This window comes from Pseudoduganella guangdongensis (assembly GCF_009857475.1).
GTDB lineage: Bacteria > Pseudomonadota > Gammaproteobacteria > Burkholderiales > Burkholderiaceae_D > Rugamonas > Rugamonas guangdongensis.
Genome location: NZ_WWCJ01000017.1, coordinates 73,063 through 89,244, shown reverse-complemented (window position 1 = coordinate 89,244; position 16,182 = coordinate 73,063). Strand labels below are relative to the sequence as shown.

The following is a 16,182-nucleotide window of genomic DNA, read 5'->3' as shown; positions in this document are numbered from 1 at the left end:
CAATATAAGAGGACAGCTCGATGAGCATCAACCTGAAAACCCTGATCGGGAAACTGAACGACACCTGCCGCAATGCGGCCACCCGCGCCGCCAGCATCTGCGTCGGCCTGGGGCAGTACGAAGTGGACCAGGAACACCTGCTGCAGGCATTGCTGGAAAACCCGCGCAGCGACCTGGTGCTGCTGGCACGCCATTTCGAAGTCGATACCAGCCGCCTGCAGGCCGACCTGCAGGCAGAGATCAGCCGCTTCCGCAGCGGTAATGCGCGCACGCCGGTGTTTTCGGCGCGCCTGCCCAAGCTGTTCGAGCACGCCTGGCTGATCGCCTCGCTCGACCTGCAGGCCGGCCAGCAAGTGTTCATCCGCAGCGGCCACCTGCTGCAAGCGATGCTGACCGATGCCGAGCTGTCGCAGCTGGCTTATCGCAGCTCGCCGCTGTTCCACCGCTTCCAGGCGGACGATATCAAGCACCACCTGGACAAGCTGGCCGCCGGTTCCGAGGAGGCCGAGGCGGCCGCCCGCGCCGCGGCGGCCGGCGAGGGCGCTGCGGACGGCCTGGGCGGCGATCCGGTCGGCGAGATGCAGCAGCCAGCAGGCAAGACGCCGGCGCTGGACCAGTTCACCACCAACCTGACCGAGCGCGCGCGCGCCGGCAAGGTTGATCCGGTGATCGGGCGCGATGCGGAGATCCGCCAGGCGATCGATATCCTGATGCGCCGCCGCCAGAACAATCCAATCCTGACCGGCGAAGCGGGTGTCGGCAAGACCGCCGTGGTGGAAGGCCTGGCGCTGCGCATTGCCGAGGGCGATGTGCCGGATGTGCTGAAAGGCGTGGCGATCCATACGCTGGACATGGGACTGCTGCAGGCCGGCGCCAGCGTCAAGGGCGAGTTTGAGAACCGCCTGAAGAACGTGATCGACGAAGTGCGCAAGAGCCCGACCCCGATCATCCTCTTCATCGACGAGGCGCACACCATGATCGGCGCCGGCGGCCAGGCCGGCCAGAACGACGCGGCCAACCTGCTCAAGCCGGCCCTGGCGCGCGGCGAGCTGCGCACCATCGCCGCCACCACCTGGGGCGAGTACAAGAAATACTTCGAGAAGGATGCCGCGCTGGCGCGCCGCTTCCAGGTCATCAAGGTGGAGGAGCCGAGCGAGGAGCTGGCCTGCGCCATGCTGCGCGGGATGGCGCCTTTGATGGAGAAGCACTTCGGCGTGCGCGTATTCGACGAGGCGATCACCGAGGCGGTGCGCCTGTCGCACCGCTACATCATGGGACGCCAGCTGCCGGACAAGGCTATCAGCGTGCTGGATACCGCTTGCGCCAAAGTCGCGCTGGGCCAGAGCGCTTCGCCGGCCCTGATTGAACAGCTGCAGCGGCGCCTGGAGCGCATCGCGGCGGAAGTGGGCGCGCTGGAGCGCGAACAGGCCGCCGGCGGGACGCATCAGGAGCGTCTGCAGGAGCTGGCCGCTGTGCGCTCGGCGGCGCAGGATGAACTGGTTGCGCTGCAGGCGCGCTGGGAGCAGGAGAAAGCATTGGCAGCGCAGATCGCCTCCGCCCGCGCAGGCCTGGAACGCGGGGTTGCCGCGCCGGCCGCAGGCGATGGCGCCGAGGACGGTGCTGCTGCGGACGCTGGCGGCGCGGCCAGCCAGGCGCGCGATATCCAGGCCTTGTTGAAACAGCTGCGCGCCCTGCAGGGCGACGCGCCGATGGTGCCGGTGCAGGTGGACGGCAACGTGGTGGCGGAAATCGTCGCCGGCTGGACCGGCATCCCGCTCGGCAAAATGGTGAAAGACGAAATCCAGGCCGTGCTGCGCCTGCGCCCGGCGCTGGAAGAACGCGTGATCGGCCAGCCGCACGCCATCGAAGCGGTGGCGCAGCGCGTGCGCACCGCGCGCGCCAACCTGGACGACCCGAACAAACCGAAAGGCGTCTTCCTGTTCGTCGGCCCATCCGGCATCGGCAAGACCGAAACCGCGCTAGCCCTGGCCGATGCGCTGTACGGCGGCGAACGCAAGATGGTCACCATCAATATGAGCGAATACCAGGAAGCGCACAGCGTCTCCGGCCTGAAAGGCTCGCCGCCCGGCTACGTGGGCTACGGCGAAGGCGGCGTGCTGACCGAAGCCGTGCGCCGCAACCCGTACAGCGTGGTCTTGCTGGACGAAGTGGAAAAAGCCCACCCGGACGTGCTGGAGCTGTTCTTCCAGGTCTTCGACAAGGGCGTGATGGACGACGCCGAAGGCCGCGAGATCGACTTCCGCAACACCATCATCATCCTCACCTCCAACGTCGGCTCGGCCAGCATGATGCAGGCCTGCCTGAACAAGGAAGCGGAAGAAATGCCGTCGCCGGAGGATCTGGAGGCGGTCATCCGCCCGCAGCTGGTGAAAGCCTTCAAGCCGGCCTTCCTGGGCCGCCTGAAAGTGGTGCCGTACTACCCGCTGGGCGACGACGTACTGGCCAGCATCATCACCCTCAAGCTGGACCGCATCGGCCAGCGCGTGGCAGCCAACCACAAGGCCGCCTTCCACTACGACGACACGCTGGTGGAAGCCGTGCTGGCACGCTGCACGGAAGTCGATTCCGGCGCGCGCAATGTGGACAATATCCTGAACGGGACTTTGCTGCCGGAGATCGCCGAAGCCGTGCTGGCGAAAATGGCGGAGGGAAGCGCGATCGGCCGCATTGAAGTAGCGGCCGACCAGCAGGGGAACTTTAAGTACAGCGTGGTTTAATTATTCGAGGAGATGCCCAGCATCTCTTCGATATGCGACAGCGAACCGGCATCCTTCACCACACTGCGCAGCCAGGTGTGCAGGTCCTGTTCGCCGGCATCGGCAGCCTTGTCGGCGAAGTAGGAGACCGGGCTGTGCGGTTCCGTGCGGCGGAAGAAGCTGGCGATCTCGCGCAACTGCGCGATCGCCTGCGCGCGTGAATTCACCGGCCCCTGCGCGTAGGAGGCGCCCGCGGCGCCCACCGGTTGCGCGATGAGGATCTGTTCAGCGGCCGGCGCCGTGCCCAGCGGCGTGCTGATTGTCGCCGGCAGGCCGGCGTGCGAAGGCATGGCATCGATCATCGCCTGCACCGCCTCGCGCGCCGCCGAAAAACCAGGGCTGTCATTGCCCAGGCATTCATCGGCCGCCTGCTCCAGCTCACGCAAGGCATCCATGCAATAGCGCGCATCGGTCGCGAATTGCTCGCGGAAGCGCGGCGAATTGCGCGTGCGCGCCGATTCCATATCGGCCAGCTTGGGCCAATCCGGGTTGCGCGCATGGTCCGGCAGGCTGGCCTGCTTGCGCGCCATCTCAAAGTCGATAGCGGAAAACGCCGTGCCATGGCCCTCGGTCAACGGCATTTCGCGTAGCAGGGCAGGGGTGCGGCCCAAAATCCAGGCCAGGTTGCCGATGCGCTGCTCCATATCGTCGCCGTCCGGTTCCGGGTACAGGCCTTGGTCCCAGTACTGGCGGCACAGGCCCGCCAGCAGGCGGAACGCTTCGCCCAGGCCCTGCATGCGGTGCTGCTTGGCGGCGGCTTCCGCCAGCCACACGGCGATGCGCAAGTCCTTGCTCTTTTCGCCAAGCAGGGTGCTGCAGCGGGTGACAACGAAGGACCAGTCGGCCTCTTTCAGGTCGGTGACCCATTCGCCCTGTTCCAGCGAAGGATCGTCAAAGCGGCGCGCCTGGGCGATGGCGTCGAAGTCGCTGGAGAACGACAGGTCGGCGCCCGCCGGTTGTGCCGGCGAGATGGGCGCCAGCAGGGTTTCTGCGTTAAACATGGTGGATCTCCTTCTTAGTGCTTCTTATTGCGCCATGCGGAATTCGATGCGGCGGTTGCGCGCGCGGCCGTCGGCGGTATCGTTGCTGGCCACGGGACGGTCCGGCCCCTGGCCGGAGGCGACCAGGGTGTCCAGCGCCACGCCCTTGGCGGACAGGTAATTGCGCACCGCCTCGGCGCGCGCCTGCGACAGGTTCTGGTTGCTGGCGCGCAGGCCGACGTTGTCGGTGTGGCCGATGATCTCGACCTTCTGGCCCTTCATCTTCAGCATGGCGGCCGACATTTCGTCCAGGATGGTCTTGCCGGACGGCGTCAGCACCGCCTGGCCGCTCTCGAATTCAATGATGCGGTTGGCCAGCGTGCGGTCCAGCACGCCCTGGTCGTTGGCGGTGACGCGCAAGCCGTTGTTGACCGTGTAGGTGGGATTCAGGCTGCCGGCAAAGTCGCTGGCAATGCGCTGGCGCAGCGCCTCGTTGGCCACTTCGCCGCGCACGCTGACATTGGTGCCGTCGATCTTGAGTTGGCCGCGGCTGACCTGCTTCAGGCCGGGCGTGATCAGTTTTTGCACATGGTTGCTCCAGTTGGCCGGCGTCGCCACCGGGCCGATGGTGATCTGGTCCAGCACCTTGTCGGCGCCGTAGACTTCGCGCAGGCGGGTCAGCACGGCGGCTTTGCTGGCCTCGTCGGCCACGGTGCCGCTGGCCACCACCTGGCCGGGAGTCTGCGCCTGGACTGCGCAAGCGGCGCACAGCAGGAGGAGGGGAAGGTAACGCATATCAGTTTCCGATAAAGGAAGTGCGCAGCGAGTCGCGCGCGGATTTCAGGGAAAGGCCGGGCTGGGCCAGGTAGGCCGATACTTTCTGTACCGCGTAATCCTCATTGACCTGGTCTTCCACCCAGTCGACGTTGTCGAAGCCGATGTGGCGCTCCTCAGCCACGCGCGGGTCCATGATGCCCAGCAGGGTTTGCGGCGAAGCGCCGCTGAAGCCGAGCACCAGCACCGGCTTGTTGTCCAGGCGCGTGAGGAACAGCGACAGCTCGAAGTCGGCGCGCGTCAGGAACGGCGTCACCACATGCATCCAGAACGCCGCCACCAGGTAGCGGTACATCGGGTCGTTCGGCAGCGGCAGCACCAGGCTCTTGTCCAGGCGGCTCGAGCTGCTGGCCATGACCGGCTGCAGCAGCATGCCCAGGGCCAGCAGCACCTGGCGCACGCTGCCGGTAAAGCCGGCTTGCGCCAGCATGGCGTCCAGCCCGCCCACCGTTTGCAGCTCCAGGAAGTCGGCAAACGCCGCCTCATAGGCGCTGGCGCGCGTGTCCAGTTCCACCGTGTTGCCGTTCAGGGCTTGCAGCGGGGCGGCGGCATCCTGCGCGGCGATCACGCCGCCGCTCAGGTTTTCCAGCCGGTTCCACAGGCGCGTCAGCACCAGCGGGCTGTTGGAGGCGAAGGCCGACGGCTCGTCCAGGTCGACGCTGCCCGCCATCAGGAACGGGAAGCGGCGGCTCGACTGGTCGCTGCTGGCCGCGATATGGCCGGCAATGGCGCCGCGCCGGCGCGGCCCGAACAGGGCGAAGTGCAGCGGCTGTACCGCGTCATAGGTCAGCTTCCAGCGCGCATCGGTGCTCAACATATCCATCGAGCGCGCCAGCCAGTCGTCCAGCACCTGCAGCGTTTTCGGATCGCTGCCGCCTTTCACAAAGTCGGCGCGGCTCGGGATTTTGCCGAAGTAGCCGATGGCGGCTGCGGTAGCGGTGCGGCTCATTGCGCGCCTCCTGCTGCGGCAATTGCCGGGGCGCCGGTGGTTGGCGCAGGCGCGCCGCCGACCACCGTGTCGGGCAGGCGCAGTTTGCGGAAGCCCTGGCTGGCCTGGGCCGGCGCCGGGGCCGCCACCGGGGCGGCCGGCAACAGGCGCAGGTTGGCCGCGACGGTCACGCCGCCCTGGGTCCAGTTCAGCTCAAAGCTGCCGTCCGGACGGCGCTTGCGCTGCGCCGCGTCGATCATTTTCTTCAGGCCGAAGTGGCCCAGTTCTTCCAGCACCACCACTTTCTTGCCGTCCGGCGTGAAGGCGGTAATGCGCGAGCCGGGCACGCCCTGCGGGTTCGGCCATACCATCGAGACCCAAGGCTGCGGCTGGCCTTTCCAGCGCACCTGCTGGCCGTCGATCTCGATGGTGTATTCGCTGACACCGGTCACTGCCACGGTCTGCAGTTCAAAGCGGGTCTGCGCCTCTTCGCCGCTGGCCTGGTTGGCCACGCCATTGGCGCTGAGCGGCGCGATCCAGCCCGGGAAGGACGTGGCCACCGCAGGCGACAGGCTGATGCCCATATTGGCCCAGGTCTTGGCGCTCAGCGAATCGCCGCGGCGCACCACCAGCGGGCCGATGGTGGTGTTGAAGAACTTCGCCACCGCGCCTTCCGGGCCGAACACCTGGCCGATTTCGGCATTGCTGGCCTCCACCCGCGAATCGGTCGCGAATGGATACTTGGCCTGCAGGTCCTTGCGGAACGGCTCCAGCACCTGGGCCGCCCACACCTTGTTGATCTCGGTTTCGGTCGGCTGCACGATCACGGCGAAAGTCTGCATCAGGGGGCGCACCAGCAGCGGGCGAATGGCCTGCTTCTGCTGGTCGCTCATACCGACCAGCATCTGCTCATCGACAAAGCGCAGCGCGTCGGCCAGTTCGGAGCCGCTGCCATCCAGCGTTTGCTGCATCAGTTGCTTGGCGCCCGGACCCGGGTCGCCCTGATTTTTGATCTGGTTGAAGCGCGCGCGCAGCTTGGCCAGGCTGTCCATATAACCGCGCATCAGCGTCGCATCGTTATTCTTTGGCACCACCAGTTGCGCCACGCCGGAGAATTCGCGGCCGACCGGGCCCAATGGCAGCGCCGTGCCGGCCGGCGCGCTGGTTGGCAGGTTGATGTTTACCTGCGACGGTTTCTGGCGCAGGATGGTTTCGCGGAACCAGTCGCCCACGCTGCGCTGCGCCCGCTGCAGGCCGGCGTCCAGCAGGGAAGGGTTGTCCCACGAGGTTTCCTGGTACACGGTGTTGACCAGTTTCGAAATGGGCGAAACCTGCGGGTCGCCCAGGCGGTTCATGGCGGCGGCCGCCGCCTCAAAGCCGTTCAGGTCCTTGATCGTCACGCCCTGCAGGAACTTCTGCCATTCCTTGGCGTAGTCGTTCTTGTACGCGTCCAGCAGCGCTTTCTGGATCTGCTCCGGGCTGCCTTCCAGCGTCAGGTCGTCGCGGCTGGCCGTTTTCAGCACCCAGTCGGCGCTTTGCAGCTCGCGGTTGGCGGCGTCCTTGATGGCGTCGCGCACATAGCCTTCCCATGCGGCGCGGGTGTAGGCACCGGAGATGGAGTAGCTGCCCAGCACCAGTTCGCGGTCCTGCTCACCGACGATGCGCGCCACCGTCATGGCCGGATAGCGGGTCGAAGCGCGCGCCTTCAAGTCGGCATACACGCGATCGCGCGCCGGCATGCCGCGCACCACGCCGCGCAGGGTGTTGCGCGACTGGTCGACCAGGGCCAGGCGGTTCTCCACTTGCGGCCAGGACGGGTCGTTGATCTCGGACAGGTAGAAGCCGATCAGGCGTTCGGCGCTGCGGATCATCTGCTCGCGCGGCATGCTGCCGCGGTTCGCTTCCAGCCACACACGCCAGAAACGGGTCAGCTGGTCGTTCAGGTGGCTCGACTCGGCGCGCGATTTATCGCCCAGCATCAGGTAGGTTTTCAGCGCGTTGTAAGCGTCTTCCACGCTTTCCGGCGAGGCATCCTTGAACTGCTGCTGCGCGGTGGCGACTGCTGGCGTTGCCGCCGCAGGAGGCGTGGCGCTGCCGGCGGTGGCGGCGACCGGGCGCGCCAGCGGCTGCAGGCGGTCGGCATTTGCGTTCACTTCGCCCAGGAAGGATTCCAGCGACTGGCCGACGGGTTTCAGCATTACTTCGCGCACACCGGCAAAGTATTCTTCGCGCAGTTTGCGCTCCAGCAGTTCGCCCTGGTACAGGCCCAGACTCACCGACAGCGGACGGTCGTCGCGGAAGCGCGCCAGCTGCTCGATACGGTCTTGCAGGATTTCCAGCGCCTCCAGGCGCGCCGACAGCTCCGGGCGCTGCTTCTGCAGCTTCACGGCCTTGTCCAGGTCGGCCTGTACATTCGCCACCAGCTGGCGGTTGCCCATGTACGACCAGCTCCAGCCGCCCAGCAGCAAGCCGCTCAGGGCCACCGCGCCAAAGAAGGCTGCGTAGCGCATGCGGATCTTGGCCGGGCTGGCGTACTGCGACACCAGCTGCTTGTCGGCGAAGATCACGTTGCGGAACAATTTAAGCAGGAAGTAGCCGTGCTGCTGTTCCGAATCGTGCTGCTCCTGCTGCTGCAGGTTCAGGTCGAAGCGCTGCGCCACGCGGTGCGAGGTGGCCGAGACGCCGTTACCTTCCTGCAGCGCGCTGGTGAAGTAGAAGCCGCGGAACACCGGCTTGAACTGGAACGGGTTTTCCTCGAACAGGGTGGCGACGAAGGTACGCAGCGGCGCCTTGATCGAGTTGAATTCGAGCGGGAAGGTGAACACGCCGGACGGCAGGCGCTCGCGCCATTGCAGGGCCATATTGGCCATGCTCATCTCTTTTAGGCCCTCATACAGCTCGTCGAAACGGGCGTCGAACTGCTGCAGCAGGGCTTCGTTCGAATTGTTCTTCTTGTAGGGCAGGGTGGCGCCCCACACGCGGTCGCGCTCACCGATCTCGCTGTCGTGGAAGAAGTCGGTAAAGCCGTTGATCAGGTCTGCTTTGGTGAAGACGATGTAGACCGGGGCATGCACTTCCAGCTTTTCGGTCAGCTCCTGCACGCGCTGGCGCAGGTTCTTGGCCAGCTCAATCGCAAACTCCGGGCGCTTGCCGGTCAGTTCAGCGATGCTGACCGCGATGATGATGCCGTTGATCGGCGCCTTCTTGCGATACTTTTTCAGCAGGCCGAGGAAGCTGAACCACTCGGCGCGGTCTTCGTCGTTCACCGAATAGCGGCCGGCGGTATCCAGCAGGATGCCGTCGGTGGTGAAGAACCAGTCGCAGTTACGGGTGCCGCCAACGCCTTGCACGATGCGGCTGCCGGCCAGCGGGAATTGCAGGCCGGAGTTGGCGATCGCCGTGCTTTTGCCGGCGGCCGGGTTACCGATGATCATGTACCAGGGCAGCTCATATAAGGCGGCGCTGCCGGAGTGCAGGCCGAGCTTGGAGGTCTTAATGGTCTGGATAGCATCCAGCATGCGCTTGCGCAGTGCCTCGGTCTCGTGGCGCGGCGCGGCATTGCCGGCGGACGTGGTGACGGTCTGCTGCTCCAGCATGCTGCCCAGCTGCGTGGCGGCTTTGCGCGCTCGGTAGCGGCGCCATAACCAGATGGCCGCGCCCAGCATCAGCGCCGCTGCCAGCACGGTGAAGGCCATGGTATAGGGCAGCTCCAGCAACACCGCGACCAACAGCAGGAAGGCCGCAAAGGCGATCCAGCCGTAGATCAGGAAGGCGGTGCGCGAAGTCAGGATGTCCCGGATTCTCTGCATCATTTTTCTACTCTTGCAAGGTTAGCTAAGGGTTGGTGCGCTGCTGGCCGGAGCCTGTGCCGGCGTCGGCAGGGGGCCGACCAGCAGTGCGAAAGGTTGGCGCGGATTGGCATTGGCCAGGCATAGCGCATGGCCGCCGCTCTCGGCAGCCTGTTCGAGCGCCAGCGCCAGTGCCGCCAGCGCGCCGGCAGCGCCGGTATGGCCGCAAGCGGCGCCCACGCAGGCCAGCGCGGTATTCGTATCCAGGGCGGGCGCGCGCGTTTCCACGCACTGCATCAAGTCCGCCACCGCCGCCACGCGGTGGTCGGTATCGGCCGCGATAAAGTCGACCGCCAAGGTATCGCTGGCGGCATCCGCTCCGGCAGCGGGCGCGCCCGCCGGCGTGCTTGTGCGCTGCGCAGCCTGTGCCAGCTCGATCGCCCGCTGCGCCAGGTCTGCCAGCGGCGGCGCCGGCTGGTCCGCCGTGCCGCTCGCCAGTGCCAGCAGGGCCGGCGCATCGTGCGCGCCAGACGCAGGCTGCAAGAGGATGCCTGCCGCGCCTTCGGAAGGCATGTGCCCATTCTGGTTGCGCGCCCCGAACAGTTTGCCGTGGATGGCCATGTATTCGACAGCATCTGCATCAATCGCCGAATCGCAGGCAAGCACCATGCTGAAGGCCGGAGCCGTTGCGCTGCCCGCCTGCGCGGCCACATCGTGCAAGGCGCCCGGCAAGGCGGCTTGCTGTAAATGGCGCAAGGCCAGCCGCTCACGGGGCCAGCCTGCATCAATCGCGCAGTGCGAGAGCCAGTCCGTCGCCAGGTCCCGCAGCGGGGCAGGCCAGTCATCGGGCAGCAGCGGCAGCAACTGCAATACGCCGTTGTCGTCCTGTGCCTCCGCGTACATGGCCAGTTCGGCCGCCACCTCACCGCCGAGCGCCAGGGCGCGCAGCTGGTGCGGCTTGACCTTGGCCGCAGGGTGGCCCGACAGCCACTCCTGCAGCGGCTCCAGGTCGACATCCGCCACGCGCCCCGCCATGATCGGGAAGCCCTGCATATCCGTCAGCTCAGGATCGAGATCAAGGCGCGCCGCGCCCTCCGCAAAAGCGGCAGCCAGCGCCGCCGGCGAATCGCCGTGCGGCATGCGCAGTGCTGCGCCAGCTACACCCAGCGGCAGCCACGCTGCCTTGGGCGAAGCGGTGCCAACACCGCCCGCGACCGTGGACGTATCCGGTGCCGGCACTGCTGCCGGCGTTTGGCCCGCGCTGGAGGGATCCGCTGTGCGCGCCGTATAAGCCTTATTCGCCAGCCAAACGGTACTAAGCAAGACCAGCGGCACCGCCAGCAGGGCTAGCGCCAGGTCGCCCGTATCCGGCATGCGCATGGAGCTGCGCCAGTACCAGACCGCGCCGATCCAGCACACGCCGAACACGCCAAGGACCAGCAAGCTGCGTTTCAACCAATTCCGCATGCCCGCCTCACACCGCGTCCGTCGTGTTTTGCTGGCCCGCGATCAGGGTCGCACCGCAAGCGGTCTTGTCGCCGTGGCGCGCGACCGCCTTGCCGTCCACGACCAGCGTCTGGTCGCCGCTGGCAATGGCATTGTTGCCGCACTTCGGGCAAGACACTTTGTCGCCCATACGCGCGATCGGCTTGCCGCCGCTATCGCTCTGCTGCGACGCTTCCAGCACTGTGCCGCCGTGCGAAGTCTTGTCCCCTAAAACGATGAATGCTCCTGGCATATTGTGCTCCTATTTCCTTCTTACGCCGTCCACACGCAACTCGGTGTGGCCGAAATCCATCATCTTCCAGCGGCCGCCCCAAGTCAGGCCCAAGCTCTCCGCCACCTCGCCGAACAACTGGTAGCCGCGCATCGCCCAAGGGTCGCGCTCAGAAATCACCAGCTTGCCGTCCCGCAGGAAAGCGCAATCCGCCGCCAGGCCATACTGGTGCCAGCTCTGGAACGCCGCCGCATTCGTGACGTTGCTGCCCTGCGCCGCCAGCGCGTTCTGGCGCTCCGGGCTGCGATAACCTTCCAGCAGCGCCATGTCATAGCCATGTTGCTCCTTCATGATGCGGAAAGCCTGCAGCAGCTTTTGCGCATAAGCCTTTTCCAGCAAAGCCCAATCGCGGCTGGCCGACACCAGGCCTGGCCGCACCACCTCCACCTCGGGGGTGGTGAACAGCATTGGCGGCAGGGCAGGCGGCGGTACCAGCTGCTCGCCCTCAAGCAGCGACGCCACCTGCTGGTTCGCCTCGCGCACCGGCGCATCGAAGCCGCCCACCATGGTGCGGCTGCTCGACATCCAGGCGATCAGCGCCGGCAGCAGCATGATCACCAGCGCCGCCAGCGCGGTCCACCAATGCTCGCGCAGGAAATTGCTGCCGCTGCGCACCGCCAGCGCCGATTCGGAGCCAAGGGCCGCAGCCTGGCCGCTGCCACGCCGTGCCCAATCCTGCACGCGGCGCTGCACACGGCCGCCGGCCAGCTCCAGGCGGCGCGCCACGTAAGCGCGTCCCGCAGGGAACAGCACCATCCAGCTCAGCGCACAAGCCAGCAAAAAATAGAGCAGTACAGCAAGGAAAAACACATTGACCCCGATAAATGTAATTACACTTTTGATAACTAATTGGGCGTATGTCGGCTTGGCAATTAATTATTGCGGGAAAGTATATCTTGAAGTTCTGATAAGGCGCGTTCGCTTGGATTTCAATCGTGCGCGCCTCCAATAAAGGCACTCTGTTGAAGAGTGCGCCACCTTTTCCTAGAATAAAGTAAATTATTGCTAATCTTTACGGGGAGCAATCCATTGTCACAAAGTAACGAAACCAGAAAGCCGGCAGCTCGCCCCAGCCTGCTCTCGGCAGAGCAACAAGTAGCACTTGATCAACACCCGGTTGCGCCTTTGGCGAGCCCGGCGGCAGCCGCGCCTGCGTCCGCCGCCGCCCGCCGCAAGCCCTTATGGCTGGCCGCCGGCGTCGCCATCCTGGCCGGGGCTGCCGCGCTGGCCGCGACTCAGTTTGGCAGCGAGCCCGAATCCGTGCCGACGCTGGCCGCCGCACCGACCGTAGCACCGGCACCGGCGACGTCGCCGGCTCCAACCGAAGCGCCGCCCGCAAATGCGGCAAATGGTGTGACGCCCGATGCCGCAGCCGTGGCGACGCCCGCCGTGCTGGCCGCCGCACTCGACGCCCCGCAACCGCAAACCGCCACCATCGTTGATGAAGCGCCCGTAGCCGTCGCCAAGCCCAAGGAATCGCTAGCGCAAATGCTGGAAGGCGGCGCCGCACCGGCCAGCAAATCCGCTCCGGCCAAGGCGGTCAAGAAACCCGTGGCAAGCAAGCCCGCGAAGCCCGCCGCGAAACCGCAATCCAGCACGCCGGCGGAACCGGATAACGATGTGGCGTTGTTGGCCGCGCTGGTGGCGCATGCCAAATACGACACGTCCGCCAATGCGCGCGTGTCCCTGCCCAGGGCACTGGAGCAATGCAAGAAGCAGGGCAAGCAGGACGCCGCACGCTGCCGCATCCGCGTATGCGAAGGCCGCTGGAAGAAGGACGAATGCCGCGTCTACAATCGCAGCAAGCTGGAAAAGTCCGCTACGCGTTCCTGATCGCGTCATACGGAACAAAAGGCGCTGCTGCAAAGAAGTATCGCCGCTAACAACGGCGTGTAGGCCTTCCAGTGGCAATTGCCCACGCGACCGGCCCGGTAGGAAAAACCCAAGCATGCGCTCGATAATCGCGTCGGATCCGTCATAGTTCGTTCCTTCGATGTGCGCGTAGATGCGGGGGATCTGGTCTTCGCGATGCAGGAGGAGAGCGGCAGAAAGTAGATTTACGTACTCGACGTAATTGTCGATCATGTCGTCGAGTACGAAAGGTCGATAGTACAGATCGGTCGGCACGGTTTCGAGTTGCTTGACGACGCGCCCATACGTCGCGACGATGGTGCTCAGGTATGACGCAAACACCGGCAGCGCGTCGCCAGCGGTGTGGCAATGCGTGTCAGGCTAAGGGTGCATCCGGTTTTTCCAACTGCCAGATCGTCAGTCCATACCCGGAATCGAAGACTGGCATGACTTCACCTGTCTTGAAATGGCGCGCGCTATCAGGCTTCGCAGGGCTTAGCCAATAGCCTGACATTGGGCAGGCCTGCCCGCCAAGAGCGCGCAGGATTTCAAGACCACCTTCCAGCTTCACCGGGGAGCGCGGCATGCTGCGGGCATAATCGACCATGTCCTTCGGGTAGACCATCTCGTTGCGATACGTGGAATCGTCCAAATCGTAGAGGTAGGTGAACGCTGCTGCGCACATCGCCCAATAGCCAAAGTAGGGCGTGAAGTCCGGTTCGATCTGTTCATGCTTGCCCCAGAAGTGCGCCACGCCTTTCATCGACTTGTACCAGCCCTTGACATACTTTTCCATGCCTTTTGCCTGGTCCTGCGGCGTGGTGTCGTTGATCGCCGTCAGCAATGGTGTGTAGGCCTTCCAGTACCAGCTCTCCACCTTCGGCCGGTCGGGCAGGAAGAACGCGAGCAGGCTTTCGATCACTGCATCGGACTCGTCGTAGTCGGTGTCTTCAATCAGCGCATAGATACGAGGAATCAGATCCTCGCGATGAAGCAAGGTTGCTGCAGCAAGCATGCTCACGTAATCGACATAGTTGTCGATCATGTCGTCGAATACGAAAGGCGGGTAATACAGATCTGCCGGCACTTCTTCAAGTTTGGCGACCACTCGCTCATAAGCTTCAACAACGGTGGTCAGATAAGACGCCAGTTCAGGCAGGCTTTCTCCTGCGGTGTATCGAAGTCGCAGCGTGTCCCAGCACTGCAAGGCGAAGGCTTTCAGGATTGCGACGTTATCGCGCGGATCGTCGCTTGGTTCAGCCAGCTTTTGTGCGACCAGCCCGGAGTCTTCGTCAAACCACTTGAGTGTCGCCTGATAACACTGTTCGTCAATGAACGGCTGGCGTCTTACTTTACAGAAGATCCGGTGTTCCATCCGGTTTGTCCAATTGCCAGATTGTTAGCCCATAAGCCGAATCGAAGACAGGCATGATTTCATCTTTCTTGAAATGGCGAGCGCTATCTGGCTTCGCTGGGCTGAACCAGTAGCCTGGCGTGGGGCATGCCTGGCCGCCAAGCACGCGAAGGATTAAGCTGCCATCTTCCAGCTCCACGCTGTTGCGCGGCTGGCTTCGAGCATATTCAACCATGTCCTTGGGATAAACCATTTCATCCCGGTACCTGGAGTCATCAATGTCATGCAGATAGGTAAATGCGCCCGCACACATCGCCCAGTAGCCAAAGTATGGCGAGAAGTCGGGTTCAATCTGTTCATGCTTGCCCCAGAAATGCGCCACACCTTTCATTGACTTGTACCAGTTCTTCACAAACTTCTCCATGCCTTTGGCTCGTTCGGCTGGATCTTGTTGAGTGATCGCGTTGAAGAGTGGTGTGTAGGGCTTCCAAAAGTGGAAGTCCATCTTAGGCCGGTTCAGGAGGTAGAAGCTGAGAAGCGTTTCGATCACAGCATCAGACCCGTCGTAGTCAGTCTCTGCGATTAGCTCGTATATGCGCGGGATGAGATCCTCGCGGTGAAGCAAAACCGCGGCGGATAGCAGGTTTAAGTAATCGACATAGGTGTCGATCATGTCATTGAGGACAAAGGGCGGATAGTAATGTGCATCCGGGACGTCATCCAGTGCCACTGCTACGTCTTCGAAGGCTTCCACGACTTGTGTCAGGTAGGGAGCGAGCGATGCCAGGTCGTCCCCGCCCGTCAGCCGCAATTCAAAAGTGTTCCAGTAGCGGTATGCCCATGCCTTCAAGATGGAGACGTTGTCACGTGGGTCGTCAGTAGGTTCTGCGAGTTTTTCGCGCAATACTTCCGCGTCTTCTTCGAACCATTCAAGCATGTTCAAATAGCTCTGTTCGCCAATGAGGGGTTGGCGGCGGGATGCAGTGAAGTCAATTTTGTTCATAACCTGGCCTGCGTTGGCATTATTAGGAGTTCCCTGCTTGGCGCGCAAAGTCCACCAAGTCGCGCGGGTAAAACGGTGCTGTCCGGTAGTCGGTATCGTCGATGTCCAGTACGACCGTGATGGCAGCTGCTTCCCAGGACCAGTAGCCGGTGAAGCCATTTCCGCGCTTGCAGCTTTCGTAGTATGGCTCGAGGCGACTATCGGCGTACCATTCAGCCAAATACGCGGACAACATTTCCGGACGATGCCGGTCTTGCGCATCAAAGATCTTCAGGGTTTTGGAATAGGGCAGACGTCGCGTGCATTCGAGGGAATTCTGACGCCCTTGCAAATACTGGCCAAGCAAACGTTCCAACATGCCATCGCGTGCGGGGCAGTCATAGTCAATGATCGATGCCACGCGACCAAGCTTGTTTATGCAGCCAAGCAGGATCGCAAAGCAAACAAGGCGATTCGCGTTGACGAATTCCGCATTGCCAAGAGTAATGTGTGGCGAGCGGTAGGAAGCGCCCTGTTCTTGATTGTATTGAGAGCTGACCTTCGCATAGACTTCAAAGTAGTTCAGCGCTTTCACGTATGCGTCGGGAAGGCTTTCGACAGGCATGCCAGCGGAGTATTGAAGTGCAAGCAGATTGAGCGCATATTCAGCGCGTGCTCCAGTCATGCGCAAGATGGTCGCAGTATCTTTGCCTTGGCACCAGATGGGGTCTGCAAGGCGATCACTAGTCTTGACTATGCGGGCAAGCAAATCATCTGCTTCAGCTGCGTAGGTTTTGTAGTCCAGGAGCTTCTCTCGCCGACCATTGGCGAATGCGGCATCATCAACTTTCTTCATTTTTTTGAATTTGCTTTTGCGCGCAATGTTCACCATTGCTTCAGTGTGCCGAAGC

Annotated in this window: 12 protein-coding genes; 2 read left to right on the top strand and 10 right to left on the bottom strand. The window is 63.7% G+C overall.

All coding sequences use genetic code 11. The features are described from left to right. Positions 1–20 precede the first annotated feature (20 nt). Positions 21–2,738, top strand: coding sequence for a type VI secretion system ATPase TssH (gene tssH, locus GTP41_RS20600; protein WP_161027461.1), 2,718 nt, complete (start codon positions 21–23; stop codon positions 2,736–2,738). On the opposite strand, the gene tssA is transcribed toward tssH, so the two are convergent. The 7 genes from tssA to GTP41_RS20565 are packed head-to-tail and all read right to left on the bottom strand — an operon-like array spanning position 2,735 to position 11,894. Next, entirely contained in the window at positions 2,735–3,778 is a 1,044-nt protein-coding gene (gene tssA, locus GTP41_RS20595; protein ID WP_161027460.1) for a type VI secretion system protein TssA, read from the bottom strand. The genes tssH and tssA overlap by 4 nt on opposite strands. A gap of 24 nt (positions 3,779–3,802) precedes the next feature. After that, entirely contained in the window at positions 3,803–4,552 is a 750-nt protein-coding gene (locus tag GTP41_RS20590) for an OmpA family protein (RefSeq protein WP_161027459.1), read from the bottom strand. Position 4,553: 1 nt separating this feature from the next. Further along, positions 4,554–5,540 (bottom strand): type VI secretion system-associated protein TagF, encoded by a 987-nt coding sequence (gene tagF, locus GTP41_RS20585; RefSeq protein WP_161027458.1) that lies wholly within the window; start codon positions 5,538–5,540, stop codon positions 4,554–4,556. Beyond that, positions 5,537–9,328, bottom strand: coding sequence for a type VI secretion system membrane subunit TssM (gene tssM / locus GTP41_RS20580; RefSeq protein ID WP_161027483.1), 3,792 nt, complete (start codon positions 9,326–9,328; stop codon positions 5,537–5,539). Before tssM ends, tagF begins: the two co-directional genes overlap by 4 nt. 21 nt (positions 9,329–9,349) lie before the next feature. Next, entirely contained in the window at positions 9,350–10,774 is a 1,425-nt protein-coding gene (locus tag GTP41_RS20575; RefSeq protein WP_161027457.1) for a hypothetical protein, read from the bottom strand. A 7-nt stretch (positions 10,775–10,781) separates the two neighbouring features. Continuing rightward, positions 10,782–11,045, bottom strand: coding sequence for a PAAR domain-containing protein (locus GTP41_RS20570; RefSeq protein ID WP_161027456.1), 264 nt, complete (start codon positions 11,043–11,045; stop codon positions 10,782–10,784). 9 nt (positions 11,046–11,054) lie between these two features. Next, positions 11,055–11,894: a M15 family metallopeptidase gene (locus GTP41_RS20565; RefSeq protein ID WP_371867377.1), complete on the bottom strand. Its 840-nt coding sequence runs from the start codon at positions 11,892–11,894 to the stop codon at positions 11,055–11,057. Between the two features lie 315 nt (positions 11,895–12,209). Here GTP41_RS20565 and GTP41_RS20560 point away from each other — a divergent pair, with 315 nt between their 5' ends. Beyond that, the gene (locus tag GTP41_RS20560; RefSeq protein WP_161027455.1) at positions 12,210–12,917 is read left to right on the top strand and encodes a hypothetical protein; all 708 of its coding nucleotides are present in this window, start codon (positions 12,210–12,212) and stop codon (positions 12,915–12,917) included. A 394-nt stretch (positions 12,918–13,311) separates the two neighbouring features. Here the strand turns inward: GTP41_RS20560 and GTP41_RS20555 are convergent, their stop codons facing one another. The 3 genes from GTP41_RS20555 to GTP41_RS20545 are packed head-to-tail and all read right to left on the bottom strand — an operon-like array spanning position 13,312 to position 16,163. Further along, positions 13,312–14,310, bottom strand: a complete 999-nt coding sequence (locus tag GTP41_RS20555) for a PoNe immunity protein domain-containing protein (RefSeq protein ID WP_161027454.1) — start codon at positions 14,308–14,310, stop codon at positions 13,312–13,314. After that, on the bottom strand, positions 14,288–15,292 hold the full coding sequence (locus GTP41_RS20550; RefSeq protein ID WP_161027453.1) for a PoNe immunity protein domain-containing protein: 1,005 nt from the start codon (positions 15,290–15,292) through the stop codon (positions 14,288–14,290). Before GTP41_RS20550 ends, GTP41_RS20555 begins: the two co-directional genes overlap by 23 nt. Before the next feature lie 22 nt (positions 15,293–15,314). Then, positions 15,315–16,163 (bottom strand): PoNe immunity protein domain-containing protein, encoded by an 849-nt coding sequence (locus GTP41_RS20545; protein WP_161027452.1) that lies wholly within the window; start codon positions 16,161–16,163, stop codon positions 15,315–15,317. Positions 16,164–16,182: the final 19 nt, after the last annotated feature.